This is a genomic window from Marisediminitalea sp. (assembly GCF_984433645.1).
In genome coordinates, this window is record NZ_CFIDRX010000014.1 from 16,238 (window position 1) to 33,084 (window position 16,847).

The following is a 16,847-nucleotide window of genomic DNA, read 5'->3' on the forward strand; positions in this document are numbered from 1 at the left end:
AAAGGTATATCACAACTATGTCAGTGAATTTCGTTCATTTACGTGTCCATTCTGATTTCTCTATGATGGATGGCCTGAACAAGGTGAAGCCCATACTGGATAAAGTTCAGGAACTCGGCATGCCTGCGGTGGCGATCACCGACCAAATGAACATGTGTGGACTGGTTAAGTTCTATTCCGAGTCGCATTCTCGTGGGATTAAGCCCATTATTGGCTGTGATTTTTGGGTACAAAGCGACGATTTTAACGAAGATCCTTTCCGCTTAACTTTGCTGGCCATGAACAATGATGGGTATAAGAATATTACCCTGCTGATATCCAAGGCTTATCTGCGTGGGCATGTCGCTCAGCGCGCCGTCATAGACAAAGACTGGCTGGCCGAACACGCCGAAGGTGTTATCGTGTTGTCGGGGGGCATGCGCGGCGATATAGGGCTGTGCCTGGCAAAGAATAACCCTCGCTTGCTGGAAGATAATCTGGCGTTTTACCAGACCCATTTTCCTGACAGGTTCTATTTAGAATTAATGCGTACGGGCCGACGTGGTGAGGAAGATTATAATCACAGTGCGGTAGCCTTAGCTGAGTCAGCTGACTTGCCTGTGGTAGCAACCAATGAAGTCTGTTTTATTGAGCAAGCCGGTTTTGATGCTCATGAAATCCGTGTCAGTATCCACGATGGTTATACCCTGGACGATAAGCGTCGTCCTAAGCTTTACAGCGATCAGCAGTATCTTCGCACGGGCGAGGAAATGGCGTCGCTGTTCGAAGATATTCCAGAAGCATTAGCGAATACGGTTGAAATTGCCAAGCGCTGTAATGTAACCGTTCGCCTTGGTGAATATTTCCTGCCTCAATTTCCAACCGGCGGCATGACCACCGAAGATTTTCTGGTAAAAGTGTCTAAAGAAGGCTTGGAAGAGCGTCTTGAATTTCTATTCCCAGACGAGGAAGAGCGGGCGAAACGGCGTCCGGAATACGATGAACGTTTGGATATTGAGCTTGGGGTAATCAACCAGATGGGGTTCCCGGGTTACTTCCTCATCGTAATGGAGTTTATCCAGTGGAGTAAGGACAACAATATTCCGGTTGGGCCCGGACGGGGGTCTGGTGCTGGTTCATTGGTGGCATACGCGCTAAAGATTACCGATCTGGACCCGCTGGAGTTTGACCTGCTATTCGAACGATTCCTTAACCCGGAGCGGGTATCCATGCCCGACTTCGACGTTGACTTCTGTATGGACAGAAGGGACGAGGTAATCGATCACGTCGCTGAATTATACGGCCGTGACGCGGTATCGCAGATCATTACCTTCGGCACCATGGCTGCAAAAGCCGTTGTACGTGACGTAGGCCGGGTACTTGGTCACCCTTACGGCTTTGTTGACCGTATATCTAAGTTGATACCGCCTGATCCCGGTATGACCCTGAAAAAGGCTTTTGAAGCCGAGCCACGATTACCTGAACTCTATGATATGGATGAGGAAGTCCGCGAACTCATCGACATGGCGCGGATTCTGGAAGGGGTTACCCGTAACGCCGGTAAACACGCCGGGGGCGTGGTTATTGCGCCTACCAAGATCACTGACTTCGCGCCGCTGTATTGCGATGACGAAGGGAAAAACCCGGTTACCCAGTTCGATAAAAACGACGTTGAAACCGCGGGTCTGGTTAAGTTCGACTTCCTGGGGTTACGGACGCTCACCATTATTCAGTGGGCGCTGGACATGATCAAGGAAGGGCAGGGGATAGACGTCGATATCGCCGCCATTCCATTAGAAGACAAAAAGAGTTTCCGCTCGCTACAAGCGGCAGAGACCACCGCAGTATTCCAGCTTGAATCCCGCGGTATGAAAGAGCTGATCAAGCGCCTGAAGCCTGACTGCTTTGAAGATATCATCGCTTTGGTAGCACTGTTCCGCCCGGGTCCTCTGCAGTCGGGTATGGTAGATAACTTTATCGACCGTAAGCACGGCCGCGAAGAGATTTCGTATCCGGATGCGGAATACCAGCACGAATGCCTGAAAGAAATCCTGGAGCCCACCTACGGTATCATCCTGTATCAGGAACAGGTTATGCAGATCGCTCAGGAAATGTCAGGGTACAGCCTGGGTGGCGCTGACTTGCTTCGCCGGGCGATGGGTAAGAAGAAACCCGAAGAGATGGCCAAGCAGCGCTCAACCTTTGAGGAAGGCGCAAAGAACAACAATATCGACCCTAATCTGGCGATGAAAATCTTTGATCTGGTGGAAAAATTCGCCGGTTACGGATTTAACAAATCGCACTCCGCAGCCTATGCCCTGGTGTCGTACCAGACGCTTTGGCTAAAAGTGCATTACCCTGCCGAGTTTATGGCGGCGGTAATGTCAGCGGATATGGACAACACCGACAAAATCGTCACCCTGGTAGACGAAGTCGGTCGCATGGAAATGGAAATCCTGCCGCCGGATTTGAATAAAGGCCGTTACAAATTTACCGTGGATGCAGAAGGTCGCATTGTTTATGGTATCGGCGCAATCAAAGGGGTGGGCGAAGGCCCGATAGAAGCCATTATTGAAGCCCGTGAAACACACGGTGCTTTTACTGATTTATTCGATTTCTGCGCCAAGGTTGATTTAAAGCGCGTCAACAAGCGTGTATTGGAGAAGCTGGTGCTGTCTGGAGCGATGGACAATCTCGGTCCTCACCGTGCGGCGCTGATGGCAACGTTACCAGAAGCGATTGCCGCCGCTGACCAGCATGCCAAAGCCGAATCGTTCGGCCAATCCGATATGTTTGGCCTGTTAACTACAGAGCCAGAGCAGGTTGAGCAAGCCTTTGCCGACGTGCCTAAATGGCCGGAAAAAGTCTGGTTAGAAGGGGAAAAAGAGACGCTGGGCTTGTATTTGACCGGACACCCCATAAATCAGTATGCAGACGAGATAAGAAATTACATTGACGGGCGACTCGTAGACCTGCGTCCAACGGGCAAAGACCAGATGAGTACAGCTGTGGGTCTGGTACTTGGTGTACGGGTAATGACCAACAAAAAGGGGCGTCGCTGGGCTATCGTTACCCTCGACGATAAAAGTGCACGAATGGATGTGCGTTTCTTCCCCGATATGTATGAACAATTCGAGTCTATACTGGAATCCGACAGAATTCTGCTGATAAAAGGACAGGTCAGCTTTGATGATTTCTCGGGTGGCAATACAATCACCGCCCGAGATGCAATGGACATTGTACAGGCCCGCGAGAAAAACGCGCGAGCCCTAGCATTGCAAGTTGATACGCAATGGTGTAAACCTGACAAGTTAGCGTCGTTGCAATCAATTTTGCAATCCTATTCCGGCGGAAGTTGTCCGGTACAGTTAGATATTTTACATCCAGATGTTGCAGTTTCCCTTAAGTGCGGTGCACACTGGTACATCACACCCGAAGATCAGTTACTGCACGAGTTGAAGCAGTGTTTGGGTGAACAGGCAGTGAAGCTGGCCTTTCATTAACACAGTGGATTTGCCCGGAAGTAAAGATAGGACATGTAATGAGTATACAGTTTTTGGATTTTGAACAGCCGATTGCCGAACTAGAAGCAAAAATAGAAGAGCTAAGGCTGGTAAATCAAGGTGGTGAGTTTGATGTGGGGATCGAAGAAGAGATCACCCGTTTGCGCAACAAAAGCGCCGAACTGACCGGTAAGATATTTTCAAATTTAGGTGCCTGGCAGATTTCGCAATTAGCCCGTCATCCAATGCGCCCCTATACGCAGGACTACATCAAGCACGCGTTTGAGGAGTTCGATGAATTAGCCGGTGATCGCGCGTTTGCCGACGACAAAGCCATTGTGGGTGGTTTGGCTAAACTGGACGATCAAGCCGTGATGATAATCGGTCATCAAAAAGGTCGCGACGTGCCAGAAAAAATTAAGCGCAACTTTGGTATGCCTAAACCTGAAGGCTACCGCAAGGCACTGCGTTTAATGAAAATGGCCGAGCGATTTAATCTGCCTATTATTACCCTGATTGACACACCCGGAGCATATCCTGGTGTAGGCGCTGAAGAGCGTGGACAAAGCGAAGCGATCGCCCGTAACCTGAAAGAAATGGCCGAGTTGAAAGTGCCAATTATCTGTACCGTTATCGGTGAAGGTGGTTCAGGTGGTGCATTAGCCATTGGTGTTGGCGACCGCGTTAACATGCTGCAATACAGTACCTACTCGGTAATTTCTCCTGAGGGCTGTGCGTCAATTCTTTGGAAGAGTGCAGACAAAGCGCCATTGGCTGCAGAAGCCATGGGCGTAAGTGCACAACAAATCAAAGAACTGGGCCTGATCAACGCCATTGTTGATGAGCCTTTAGGTGGTGCACATCGCGATCACGTCAGCATGGCCGCGAATTTAAAAGCGACACTTAAACAACAGTTGAGCCAGCTTAAGTCATTGCCGCTGGATCAACTGATGAGCGAGCGTTATGATCGCATCATGTCCTTTGGCTATTGCTAAGTCATTACAGAGAATCAGTTAAAGGAGCCTGTCGGCTCCTTTTTTATTGCATGACATCATTGATTTCGACGTTAAAACACACGCTAACACAGCGGTTAAGAGAACATACTCCGGCGACACTGCTTATCGGTTTAAGCGGTGGGGTGGACTCTGTGGTATTGCTGCATGCGCTGGTCGGGTTGCGTGATGAACAAGCGATGGAACTGCCGCCGCTGGCCGCTATGCACATCAATCACGGTATAAGTCAAAACGCGGCCGACTGGCAGGCGTTTTGTGAAACGCTGTGTACTGTTTGGGATGTGCCTTTTCATTGTGCTGAGGTCACGGTTGAACACTCTGCGCGCACCAGCCTGGAAGCTACTGCCCGTGATAAGCGTTACGGAGCGTTGTGTGCCCAAGCGATGTCGCTTTCGGCGGCTGTGCTTACCGCCCATCACAGTGACGATCAGGCCGAAACCGTACTGTTGCAGTTAAAACGAGGGGCCGGCCCAAAAGGACTCTCGGGGATGGCTGAAAGCAGCAGACTTAACGAGGTTTATATCTGGCGGCCATTACTTGGCCTGTCGCGTGTTGAGATTGAGCGCTACGCCAGTGATCACCAGTTAACATGGGTGGAAGATGAGTCAAATGCTGACACGCGTTACGACCGCAACTTCCTGAGGCAATCTCTGTTACCCGCCTTACAGGAACGTTGGCCCGGTTTTACCCGCACAGTTACCCGCAGCGCAGCGCTGTGTGCGTCGCAACAAAGCCTGCTTGAGGAAGTCTGTGATGAGCGTCTGAGCTCGCTGCTTGTGGATGACGGAGCCCTACAAATCGCCGGTTTGCTGGCGTATTCTGAAGCGTGGCAACAGGCTCTGATACGCCGTTGGATTGAAATGCGTGCTCTGCCAATGCCCAGCAATGCTCAGCTTGAACAAATCCTACGCATTCCCTATGCGGCAGCCGATCGGCAACCTGCAGTGGTAATCGGGCAGTACAGTGTCCGGCGCTTCAGAGACAAGCTGTACATTGTTAACAACAAGCAGGATTGTGATGCAACACAGCTTACTGATGCGATGGCTGTTGCAGTAGATAAACCGGTATCGATTGACGGTATGACAATATCGCTGTCTTTTGAGGCCAGTGACGAAGCCGAGCAATTATTTACACGTGATCCAACCCAATTAGCCATAAGGCCTGCGCCATTGACCTTACCGGTCAAGCCGAGAGGCGAGCAACATCACAAGCCATTAAAGCAGTGGTGCAAGTTATGGAACATGCCGCCGTGGCAGCGCGAATCGCTGTGGTTGCTTTTTGATAACGATGAGGCCGTTGCCTTGCTGATACCTGATACGCTAAAAATAGTGCCTTTAGGGCGAGAGGAAGGGCAGCGGGTGTATTTGAGCTGCAAATAAGCGCTTAAAACGGCAAGTCCTTGCCGTTATATTGCAGACAGTTATGCCGCTTGGTAAGTATCTTTACCGCCGTCTTTGGCTTCGTACAACGCCTTGTCTGCGCGTTCAAATATCATTTCCAGGCTGTCCCCCGCTCTGAACAACGACCCGCCGATACTGGATGTGACGCCGTGGCTGGTTAGCAATGGATGACGGTGCATGGCTCGTTGAATGCGCTGCGCTACCGTGTTGAGTTCCTGAGCGTTATCGACGTCCAGTAAACAACAAAACTCGTCGCCACCAAAGCGAAAAGCTTCTTCATGCCCGCGAATACAGTCCAGCAAAATGTGGGCAGTTTCCTGCAATACTCTGTCACCTTGTTGATGGCCATAGCAGTCATTCACTTGCTTAAAGTTATCCAAATCAACAACGAGTAAGCCAAATAGTTGATCACTGCGCACGTTGCGGTTGATTAGGCGCTGCGCAGCATCATTGAAGCCGTTGCGATTGCCCAGATTAGTCAGTGGATCTTTGGTCGCCATAAGCTTCAGGCGACGAAATTCCAGCGCATGACTTAATGGCCGGATAAAAATATGGTGTAAATTGGCCAGAATTCGGCGTTGGGTTGGCGCCAGCATTTCGCCGAATTGGTATCGGATATACGCGGAAGTTTGATTTTCACCAAATTTAATCGACGATACCGGCAGTGAAATCGTTTCAATGTTGTCTCTCGGACGTAAGCCGTACCGCAACGTCTCACCAAAATCACTTAAATCAAGGCTTTCCACCGGTAAAAACGTGGCCAACTGGGTAAAATAGAGTGACCCCAGTGTAGATAATTCAATCGTCGATGTGAGCTGGCTCAATACGCTGTTAATTTGATCCGACGATAATACTTCCCGCTCAGTAATTGGCGAAAACGCAGTATCTGCGGTAGTTTCAAACTGTATCATTGATATATCCACACAATGCCCCTTAACGTATTGATGTTTGGACTAATCAAAAATGAATGACAAAATTTTGTCGTGAAATCCGTCAAACTGTGCTTTGATTATCCTTATAAGGAATTCTGCAAAACGCATGCCTAGTTTATTTTTGACGCTATTTGGCTTATCAACGGAGTAATGTGTAGTGGATAACAGCTTTGTTCAAATCGTCTTACTCATGCTCATTGCAGTCGTAAGTGTCGCTGTGTTCAAGCGTATTCACCTGCCACCCATTCTTGCTTACCTGTTCGCCGGTGTGATTGCCGGACCCAGCGGCATATCGCTGTTTGCGCATCCTGAAGAAATGCACCTGCTGGCTGAGGTCGGCATTGTATTCTTGCTCTTTTCACTCGGCTTAGAGTTCTCGCTGCCAAAACTGTTGGCAATGCGATCGTTAGTATTTGGTGCCGGGCTATTGCAAATGCTGACTACCACGCTACTGGGATGTCTTGTGGTATTAATGGTGACCGATGTGTCTGTGTCTGCCGCCATTGTACTCGGTGGCATGCTCGCGCTGAGTTCAACGGCCATTGTAATTAAACAGGTTACCGAGATGGGCATTTTGAATAATGTCCGAACGCAACTGGCTATTAGTATCCTGTTGTTTCAGGACCTGGCGGTCGTCCCATTCCTGATTGTTATCCCGCTGCTTTCCGGTGCCGACTCGTCCAGTCTTGCCTGGGCGTTAAGCCTCGCATTGGTAAAAGGGGTCGTCGTAGTGGCGGTATTGATGTCAGTGGGTAAGTGGCTACTTCCCTGGGTATTCAGAGAAGTCGCTCGTACCCGCACCGATGAGTTATTTGTCCTTACCACTATTCTGGTTGCGCTTCTGGCTGGTGGCCTGACTTACGCATTTGGTCTTTCTATGGCTTTAGGCGCATTTCTGGCCGGTATGATGCTGGGTGAAAGTCAGTACAAATATCAGCTTGAAGCGGATATCCGTCCCTTCCGGGATATTCTTATGGGGTTGTTCTTCGCCACCGTGGGTATGCAGTTGGAATTGCGCGTGTTATTCGAATACTGGTACTGGATAATTCTGGGCGTAGCCTTATTAATGGTGACAAAAGTGGTATTGGTGCGCATATCTGCCAGTTTATTTGCCATGTCCAGCGTCGATGCCTGGTCGGCCGGAATCAAGCTTTGTCAGGTGGGTGAATTTAGTTTTGTTATTGCTGCACTGGCCAATACTCACGGGGTCATTACGCCTACCCAGTCATCGGTTATTGTATGTATTGGGGTTATTAGCATGGCACTCACGCCGTATCTTATCGAGCGCAGTCTGGAAATTGCGCAATGGCTTGCCCCGGACAAGCGGGCCTTGCATACCCTGGAACAACCTGTCTTTGAAGCAGAAGACATTCGCGAGCACGTTGTGATCTGCGGGTTTGGTCGGGTAGGGCAGTCGGTGGCCAGAATGCTCGATATGGAAGAGGTGGAATACGTTGTGGTTGATGTCGATCCTATTCGGGTACATGAAAGTCGCAGTGCCGGTGAGCCGGTCATTTTTGGTGACGCCACACAAAAAGACATTCTGTTAAACGCAGGCATTACAGATGCGAAGCTGGTACTGATTACGTTTTCGGACGCTGAGCAAGCTAAGCTGGTTATCGATGCTGCGCGGCAATGCCGGGAAGATATTGACGTGATGGTTCGAACCTACCGCGACGCTGAATTGGACGCGCTTTACAAAGCGGGTGCGAGTCAGGTTGTACCTGAATTACAAGAAGGCAGTCTGATGCTGATTACTCAGGTCATGCATTATGCGGGTATACCCATGTCGCGCATTCTAAGACGGGTGCGGGAAGAGCGAAAAGGGCGTTATGACCACTTGCACGGTTTTTATCCGGGGGAAACAACGGAAATCAGCTATGGGACTGCGGATAAGCTTGAGTTTATGCACGCTGTGGTGTTAGGCGCCGACGCGTTTGCGATTGGCAAAACCATTGCTGAGTTGGGTAAATTAACGGAAAAAGTAAAGATAAAGTCTATTCGTCGTGGAACGGTTGACTGGGATCCTGCTGACTGGCATCAGGCCCTGGCGTCGGGTGATGTTGTGGTTGTTGCGGGTAAGCCACGGCGCGTTGAACGCGCCGAGCGATATTTACTGGAAGGGGATTAAGCGACTTTGTCTTGTTCCAGATCTTTGAACTGCTTGTTCAGGTCATAGCTGGAGTCGGTCACGATCTTTTCCAGCGTCGCAATGCGTTCCTTTAACGCAGAGACTTCGTTTTCAAGCGCAGCTACTTTGCCGTTATCGGCATTTTCTGCATGGCGGTATTTTTGTTTGATCAAAGTAACAAACACACCGGCTACGATGGCCACAATGGCAACAGCTGCTGTAAAAAAGCTCATTTTCTTTCCCTTCTTAATTAACCAGTAAAGCGTTTCGCAATAGGTATCCCAACGTCAATGTTTTATAATAGGGCAACTTTTATCGTTTGTATAAAAATTGTTCTGCATCTATTGCTGGCAATAGTAAACAGAACTTGCCCGCGTTGGTGTCACTGTATTGCGTAAAGTATTTCATTGTAGCCTTAGCAACAACGTAATATGAACGTTATACAGCAAATTGTTCGCCAATATTATAAAGTTCAATAAAATCAATCTAATACCGTTTATTTGGCGATATTGCGCCAATATCTTATAGCGGTATTGACGAACCAATAGGTTTATTTTGCCAATGAGTGAGCAAATTCACCAAGACGAACACTGGATGCGCTATGCCCTTGAGCTGGCAGGAAAAGCTGAACAAGCAGGTGAAGTGCCTGTGGGAGCGGTGGTTGTTGCCGACAACACCGTGATTGGCGAAGGCTGGAATACCCCCATCAGTGACCACGATCCGTCCGCTCATGCTGAACTTAAGGCCATTAGAATGGCGGCCGGTAACCGTGCCAACTACCGGGTAATAGATGCCACACTTTATGTGACGCTGGAGCCCTGCCCAATGTGCGCAGGTGCACTGGTGCACAGTCGCATTTCCCGAGTGGTGTTTGGGGCTTTCGATGAAAAAACCGGCGCGGCAGGTAGTGTTATGCAATTATGCCGGCATGAGGCACTTAATCATCAGCTCGATGTAACAGGCGGCGTGATGGCCGAGCAGTGTGCGACAATGATTTCAGACTTTTTTAAGCGGCGTAGAGCGGAGAAGAAAGCAGCGAAAAAGCAGGCTTAGTTGGGTTTTGCTGGGAACAACAATTCAAACGCTAAAAATTGGCGGCGGCGCTGAAAAATCTTCTGATGCGTTTTACGCGACTGAAAACGTCTGCGATGGCTATGTTTCATATTTATTCCTTACTATTTCTTTAAATTTCTTACCTGGTCACTATGACCGACTTGTTTATGCTACGAAAGTTATATGAAGGTGATGTGACAAAAAAACAAGCCGGGTGACATGATTACCTGCACAATGTCATTCATATTGACTGTTTGGTCAAGAAATTTCGAAAAAGTTCCCTAAAAATACACGCTGTAGCGCTATTGATTTTGCTTTTCGAGTAGCTGAAGCGTGTCTGAAAAATGCATTACCCAATCGACATACCGGACGGCTAAAGGGCCATCGGCATAGCCATATCGCGTTTTTTGGTAACCATCTGGCGTTGCTAACAAGGTCGTCTGTTGTTTGATGTTGGCCCAAAGAAACGGTTCTGCGCCATTTTGCTGAGTCAGATAAATGGCGTCCTGCATGTGCTCCTGGCCCAGTACATAGGCCGCTAACATCACTAGTTGCTTATCAGGCAACTGCAGCCTGGCTGGTAATTTTCTGCTTATCTCAGACAAATAGGCATCCAGTGCCTGCACAAGCGCCTGTTGTGAATAAGGCCGCTCCAGCGCTAAAGGTGTCGTCATGCTTAGCGGCATCCTGAATGGCGCGGGAGGCGTTGTGGTGGCAGATTTATCGCCAATGGCCAGTTGCCGGTCAGCATAGTGAATAGCGGCCAGCAAATACCAGGGAAAAGTCTGGCCGGGAAAACTAAAATTGTTTTTTAGCAATTCGAGGTGTGGCTGGCTGTCAGCGATAAACTGACGGGTAGGTAGCGGTCCATTCAAACGTTGGGTTGCTGCGGGTAAAGAGAGTGCCAACGTTAAAGAGTGGTTGACTCGGCTGCGGTGAGTAAAATCAAAGAGTGCAGCGCGTAACAGCGGAGTATTGGCCATGAGCGTCCACTGGTGTGGCAATGTGGCCGGTACCGGCTTGGTTTCAAACGGTTGTGGGGTAGTAAGTTGAAGCTGCTTGAACCATTGTTCAGGTAATACTGCGCATGGGAGTGAGTGGGCAGCTACTTTTTTTACTATCGACTCTACTGGTACAGCAGGTAATACGCTGTGGTCGTCGCGACAGTCTGAAACGGATTCAGGCAGGCCGATTACAAGCTGTGGTCGCTGCTGAAAAACCGGGCCGGTTGTGTACACTGAAGGCAAATTATCGGGAACGGATAGCGGCGCGGCCACATCAATCAACCCTTCTTCGAGGGCATCTTGCAATTCGACGTAATGGTAAAAATGACGAACATTCAGCGAGACGCCCAGATAATCTGCAAACCCTTTGGCGAGGGCGATGTTTTCCCCCTGGTAACCCGTGCGTCCAATGGTATCGCCAACCGGGCTATTAATAACACCCACCCGCAGCTGATTGGATTCGAGTATGTCCGGCAGGGCGGCGGCTACCAGCGAACCGGACTGAGTGAGTGTAAAGAGGGCACAAAGCGTCACTCTTATTGAGCGCCGCAATCGGCTGCATTTTTTAAAGCGCAATGTCATTGTTATATGGCCGTACAGCTGTGGTGTATATGAGTTTCGGCAATGCATTGCGAAACAGACAAAAAATATCCCATAGATTACCGCTTAGCGGTTATCAAGCCGCTGCTTTTCCACTATAATCCGCGCCACACGACTTCACAACCAGAACCCTGCTTTTTGCTTAGCGTTTAAACAGCGGGCGTTCTCACAATTTGGGTAGCTTAATATGTTGGTCCTACGCGGCGCACCTGCATTATCAGACTTTCGTACAGCAAAACTAATTCAACGGTTGGCAAATGCTGGCGTTAAGGTAACTCACCTCTACAGCGAATTTGTGCATCTGGTCTCCGCCAGTCAGGCACTGAGTGATGCCGAGCAGGTAGTCCTGAATAAACTGTTAACTTACGGACCAAAGGCCTCGCAGGAAAGCGCACAAGGCAACCTGTTCTTTGTTACTCCTCGCCCGGGTACGATTTCACCCTGGTCAAGTAAAGCCACCGATATTGCCCACAACTGTGGTCTGGCAGCGGTAGAACGTGTTGAACGCGGCTGTGCTTTTTACGTGGAAGTAGAAGGCGAGGTATCAGACGAAATGCGCGCACTCATTGCTGCTCAATTGCATGACCGTATGACTGAGAGCGTATTCGGTACACTTGACGAAGCGAGTGTGCTGTTCGAAAAAGCGGAGCCCAAGGAGTTCACTTCGGTCGACATTCTGGCCAATGGCCGCGAAGCATTGGCATCAGCAAACCAAACCCTCGGTTTAGCGTTGGCCGAAGACGAAATTGATTATCTTTACGAAAACTTTGTGAAGCTGGGTCGTAACCCGAACGACATCGAACTGTATATGTTCGCGCAGGCAAACTCAGAGCACTGCCGACACAAAATTTTTAACGCCGACTGGACCATCGACGGTGAAGTACAGCCTAAGTCGCTGTTTAAAATGATCAAGAATACATTCGAAGTGTGCCCTGAATACGTTTTCTCCGCTTATAAAGACAATGCGGCGGTAATGCAGGGTTGGCAGGCTGGCCGTTTCTTCCCTGAGCCACAGTCTCACGAATACATGTACCACCACGAAGACATTGCGATCCTGATGAAGGTGGAAACCCATAACCACCCCACTGCGATTTCGCCATTCCCTGGCGCTGCTACCGGTTCAGGTGGTGAGATTCGTGATGAAGGTGCCACAGGACGCGGTTCCAAACCAAAAGCCGGTCTGGTCGGTTTTACTGTATCAAACCTGAAGCTGCCTGATGCAGTTCGTCCGTGGGAAATGGACTACGGCAAGCCATCGCGTATTGTTAGCGCGCTGGATATTATGATCGAGGGCCCACTGGGCGGTGCGGCGTTTAACAACGAATTTGGCCGTCCAAACCTGCTGGGTTATTTCCGTACTTATGAGCAGGAAGTGACCAGTTTTAATGGCACCGAAGTCCGTGGTTACCATAAGCCAATCATGCTTGCTGGTGGTTTGGGTAACATTCGCCAGGATCACGTTGAGAAAGGCGAGATCACAGTAGGCGCCAAGTTGATCGTGCTGGGTGGTCCGGCGATGAATATCGGCCTTGGAGGCGGCGCAGCCTCTTCAATGGCATCTGGCCAGTCGAGTGAAGATTTGGATTTTGCCTCTGTGCAGCGTGACAACCCTGAAATGGAGCGCCGCTGTCAGGAAGTCATTGATGCCTGTTGGCAACTGGGCGACGACAACCCCATTCAGTTCATTCACGATGTGGGTGCGGGTGGTTTGTCTAACGCGATGCCAGAACTGGTTAATGACGGTGGTCGTGGCGGTCGTTTTGAACTGCGCAAAGTGTTGTCAGACGAGCCGGGCATGTCACCACTGGAAATCTGGTGTAATGAATCCCAGGAACGTTATGTGCTTTCTGTTGCACCTGAGAAACTGCCCGTATTTGAAGCCATTTGTAAGCGTGAGCGCGCGCCGTTTGCGGTAATCGGTGAAGCCACAGAAGAGCAACACCTGTTACTGAACGACGAACATTTCGACAACCAGCCAATTGATTTGCCGCTGGACGTATTGTTAGGTAAAGCGCCTAAAATGCATCGCGACGTGGCGTCGGCAACGCAGGCATCGCCTGAATTGGACCGCAGTGAAATTACACTGTCCGATGCCGCCGAGCGCTTATTGCGTTTGCCAACCATCGCAGAGAAAACTTTCCTGATCACCATTGGTGACCGCAGCGTAACGGGTTTAGTCAGCCGCGATCAGATGGTCGGCCCCTGGCAGGTACCTGTTGCAGACGTTGCGGTAACCGCGTCAGCGTTTGACACTTATCATGGTGAAGCGATGGCCATGGGTGAGCGTACGCCGGTTGCCTTACTCGACTTTGCCGCCTCTGCGCGTTTGGCGGTTGGTGAGTCAATTACCAATATTGCCGCAGCGCACATTGGCGATATGAAACGTATTAAGTTGTCTGCTAACTGGATGTCCGCAGCCGGACACCCGGGGGAAGATGCCGGTTTATACGAAGCCGTTAAAGCCGTGGGTGAAGAGTTGTGCCCGGCTTTAGGCCTGACAATTCCGGTGGGCAAAGACTCGATGTCGATGAAGACCGCCTGGCAGGACGAGCAGGGCAACGACAAAGCGGTTACGTCTCCGCTGTCGCTGCTGATTTCTGCATTTGGTGCGGTAACCGATATTCGCCGCACGGTAACCCCTCAGCTTCGTACCGACAAAGGCGACACGCGTTTGTTATTGGTTGATTTGGGGGCAGGTCAAAACCGTTTAGGCGCCAGCTGTCTGGCTCAAGTCTACAATCAATTGGGCAAAACGCCGGTTGATTTGGACTCTCCGGCACTGCTAAGCAACTTCTTTAACGCTATTCAGGCATTACTGGCAGACGGCAAGCTGTTGGCATACCACGACCGTTCAGACGGCGGTTTATTTGTCACTGTGGCTGAAATGGCATTCGCAGGAAAAACCGGTGTTACCGTTGCCCTTGATGATTTGGGCGCTGACGACCTGGCGGCACTGTACAGTGAAGAACTGGGCGCAGTCATTCAGGTGAGTGAAAGCGCGCTGGAAGACGTGTTAGCGGTATTTAAGCAGCACGATCTTGCTTCAGTTACCCACGTAATTGGTGAGCTTAACCAGAACGATACAGTAACCTTCACCCGAAATGGTGACACGGTACTGTCTGACTCACGTGTGGCGTACCGCACAATCTGGGCTGAAACTACCTATGCCATGCAAACCCTGCGTGACAACCCAAGCTGTGCGGAACAAGAACACAAAGCAAAACAGGACGCGGCCGACCCGGGTCTGCATGCGAAGTTGAGCTACGATATTAACCACGACGTGGCAGCGCCTTACATTGCTAAAGGCATTCGTCCGCGTATTGCTATTCTGCGTGAGCAGGGCGTGAACTCGCACCTTGAAATGGCGGCAGCGTTTAACCGCGCTGGCTTTACTGCGATTGATGTTCACATGAGTGACGTGTTGAGTGGTGCGGTTACGCTGGATGGCTTCAAAGGGCTTGCGGCCTGCGGTGGCTTCTCATACGGTGACGTACTGGGCGCCGGTGAAGGCTGGGCGAAATCCATTCTGTTTAATGAATTGGCCAGTGAACAGTTCGCGGCGTTCTTCGCCCGTCAGGACACATTCAGCCTAGGGGTATGTAATGGCTGTCAGATGCTGTCGAACCTGAAGTCGCTGATTCCTGGTACCGAACACTGGCCGCACTTTGTGACCAACCAATCTGAGCGTTTTGAAGCGCGGGTGGCGATGGTTGAAGTGATGGAGTCCAAGTCGGTGTTGTTCGACGGCATGGCAGGCTCGCGCATGCCAATTGCGGTATCTCACGGTGAAGGCCGCGCAGAGTTTGCCAGCGATGGCGCATTACATGCTGCACAGCCTCACGTTGCGCTGCGTTATGTGAATAACTACGGCGATGTCGCCAGTCAGTATCCTGCTAACCCGAATGGCTCTCCAATGGGGATCACCGGCTTAACCAGTACCGACGGCCGTGCCACAATCATGATGCCGCACCCAGAGCGGGTATTCCGCGCAGTGGCGAATTCATGGCGTGCTGACGAGTGGAAAGAAGACTCGCCATGGATGCGTATATTCCGCAATGCACGTGTGTTTGTAGAATAATTTCAAAAATATGACGGTAAGGTGTCAAAAATTTGTCCAGACACCTTGCCAGCATTTCAATATTGCTTTAAATTAGTGCAATCAGTATGGAATGCTGAATGGTTACAAGGACTTGTAGGGGTTGAGTTATCATCGCTGTCTACCTCCTAGCAGTGGTCTTGGCATAATAAGAGACGAACATGAATCGTTCTAGTAAAGGTTTCGGTTTGACCGGTGTTGCAATCGCGGTATTGTTTATGATCGTTACAGCAGCATTCAGCACGTCGGCTCAATCCAGTGAAATCAGCAACAACGCAGAACATATCACTTCAAAGTAAGTAATAAAATCAAATAATTACGATAATTCGGCCAGTCCTGGCAGGTTATCGCTTTGCCTGTTTTTCGCGATTTATCATTTTCTGATTCGGATGCTTTTTCAACAGTACGTAGGTTGCACCTAAGCCGCCGTGTTGCGGTTGTGCTGTGTGAAAAGCAATGACGATATCCAATTGCGGCAGCCAGTGTTTGACGTAAGATTTTTTCAGTGCGGGAAACGGTTTGCTTTGTTCACCTTTACCATGCTGGATAAGCAGCGTGCGCACACCGCGCTGATGAGCGGCCTCCAGTTTTGTGTAAAGTAACTGGCTGGCATCATTAAGCGACAAGCCATTCAATGACACTTTTTGTTCAATGTCGTATTTACCCAATCGCAGGTTTTTATACACACCATCCTGAATGCCGGGTTTCTTGTACTCCAGGTAATCCAACGGATCGACCGGCTTCACTCCTTCCATGGTAAAGGGATTTAAGCGCTGTTGATTCGCGGCTATCGCTTCACGGCGCAGTTGTTTGGCAAGCGTTTGTTGGGTGTTATCCAGGCGCACGCGATCGTCCGATTTAATCGGTTTAACGTCGCCCATTTCCTGTAAGAAATCCTGAAAATCGTCGTTGTGATCGTACATAACACCCTCTTTACTACTACTATTATACTGCTTGCCGGGTTGTCTTGATCAACCGCGTCTCGGCAAATCACATTTTATTTTCATGCCGAGTGAGTAATGCCAATAATAAATACCCTATTGATATCACGAATACAACCAGCGTGACCTTCGGATTAAAGCCTTGCACACATGCCACGCTGAAGTAACCGATCATAATCGTAGCTAATCTGCGGT

The 16,847-nt window shown here is 49.9% G+C and carries 11 protein-coding genes; 7 read left to right on the top strand and 4 right to left on the bottom strand.

Translation table 11 applies throughout. From position 1 onward, the window contains the following. The first annotated feature begins 17 nt into the window (after positions 1–17). Genes dnaE through tilS form a run of 3 tightly spaced genes read left to right on the top strand, consistent with a single transcriptional unit; the run spans position 18 to position 5,874 of the window. Positions 18–3,482 (top strand): DNA polymerase III subunit alpha, encoded by a 3,465-nt coding sequence (dnaE, locus tag AC4MRN_RS03500; protein ID WP_491202530.1) that lies wholly within the window; start codon positions 18–20, stop codon positions 3,480–3,482. A gap of 38 nt (positions 3,483–3,520) precedes the next feature. Continuing rightward, entirely contained in the window at positions 3,521–4,477 is a 957-nt protein-coding gene (accA, locus tag AC4MRN_RS03505) for an acetyl-CoA carboxylase carboxyl transferase subunit alpha (protein ID WP_491054922.1), read from the top strand. A gap of 50 nt (positions 4,478–4,527) precedes the next feature. Then, complete coding sequence (tilS, locus tag AC4MRN_RS03510; protein WP_491202531.1) at positions 4,528–5,874, top strand: tRNA lysidine(34) synthetase TilS; 1,347 nt, start codon at positions 4,528–4,530, stop codon at positions 5,872–5,874. Between the two features lie 41 nt (positions 5,875–5,915). Here tilS and AC4MRN_RS03515 read toward each other — a convergent pair whose 3' ends face one another. After that, complete coding sequence (locus tag AC4MRN_RS03515) at positions 5,916–6,806, bottom strand: GGDEF domain-containing protein (RefSeq protein WP_155015505.1); 891 nt, start codon at positions 6,804–6,806, stop codon at positions 5,916–5,918. Positions 6,807–6,984: 178 nt separating this feature from the next. Here AC4MRN_RS03515 and AC4MRN_RS03520 point away from each other — a divergent pair, with 178 nt between their 5' ends. Next, positions 6,985–8,958 carry a monovalent cation:proton antiporter family protein gene (locus AC4MRN_RS03520; protein ID WP_491202532.1) on the top strand — a complete coding sequence of 658 codons (1,974 nt, stop codon included), beginning with the start codon at positions 6,985–6,987 and terminating at the stop codon, positions 8,956–8,958. On the opposite strand, the gene AC4MRN_RS03525 is transcribed toward AC4MRN_RS03520, so the two are convergent. Continuing rightward, on the bottom strand, positions 8,955–9,191 hold the full coding sequence (locus AC4MRN_RS03525) for a hypothetical protein (RefSeq protein WP_073319267.1): 237 nt from the start codon (positions 9,189–9,191) through the stop codon (positions 8,955–8,957). The genes AC4MRN_RS03520 and AC4MRN_RS03525 overlap by 4 nt on opposite strands. A 328-nt stretch (positions 9,192–9,519) precedes the next feature. Between AC4MRN_RS03525 and tadA the strand changes: the two genes are divergently transcribed. Next, on the top strand, positions 9,520–10,011 hold the full coding sequence (gene tadA / locus AC4MRN_RS03530) for a tRNA adenosine(34) deaminase TadA (protein WP_155015503.1): 492 nt from the start codon (positions 9,520–9,522) through the stop codon (positions 10,009–10,011). A 302-nt stretch (positions 10,012–10,313) separates the two neighbouring features. Here tadA and AC4MRN_RS03535 read toward each other — a convergent pair whose 3' ends face one another. Further along, on the bottom strand, positions 10,314–11,549 hold the full coding sequence (locus AC4MRN_RS03535; RefSeq protein WP_491202533.1) for a membrane-bound lytic murein transglycosylase MltF: 1,236 nt from the start codon (positions 11,547–11,549) through the stop codon (positions 10,314–10,316). 253 nt (positions 11,550–11,802) lie between these two features. Between AC4MRN_RS03535 and purL the strand changes: the two genes are divergently transcribed. Both purL and AC4MRN_RS03545 read left to right on the top strand, forming a co-directional pair. Then, positions 11,803–15,693 carry a phosphoribosylformylglycinamidine synthase gene (gene purL, locus AC4MRN_RS03540; RefSeq protein WP_491202534.1) on the top strand — a complete coding sequence of 1,297 codons (3,891 nt, stop codon included), beginning with the start codon at positions 11,803–11,805 and terminating at the stop codon, positions 15,691–15,693. 179 nt (positions 15,694–15,872) lie between these two features. After that, positions 15,873–16,010 carry a hypothetical protein gene (locus tag AC4MRN_RS03545; protein WP_175555767.1) on the top strand — a complete coding sequence of 46 codons (138 nt, stop codon included), beginning with the start codon at positions 15,873–15,875 and terminating at the stop codon, positions 16,008–16,010. 45 nt (positions 16,011–16,055) lie between these two features. On the opposite strand, the gene smrA is transcribed toward AC4MRN_RS03545, so the two are convergent. Further along, positions 16,056–16,634 carry a DNA endonuclease SmrA gene (gene smrA, locus AC4MRN_RS03550; RefSeq protein WP_155015500.1) on the bottom strand — a complete coding sequence of 193 codons (579 nt, stop codon included), beginning with the start codon at positions 16,632–16,634 and terminating at the stop codon, positions 16,056–16,058. Positions 16,635–16,847 lie beyond the last annotated feature (213 nt).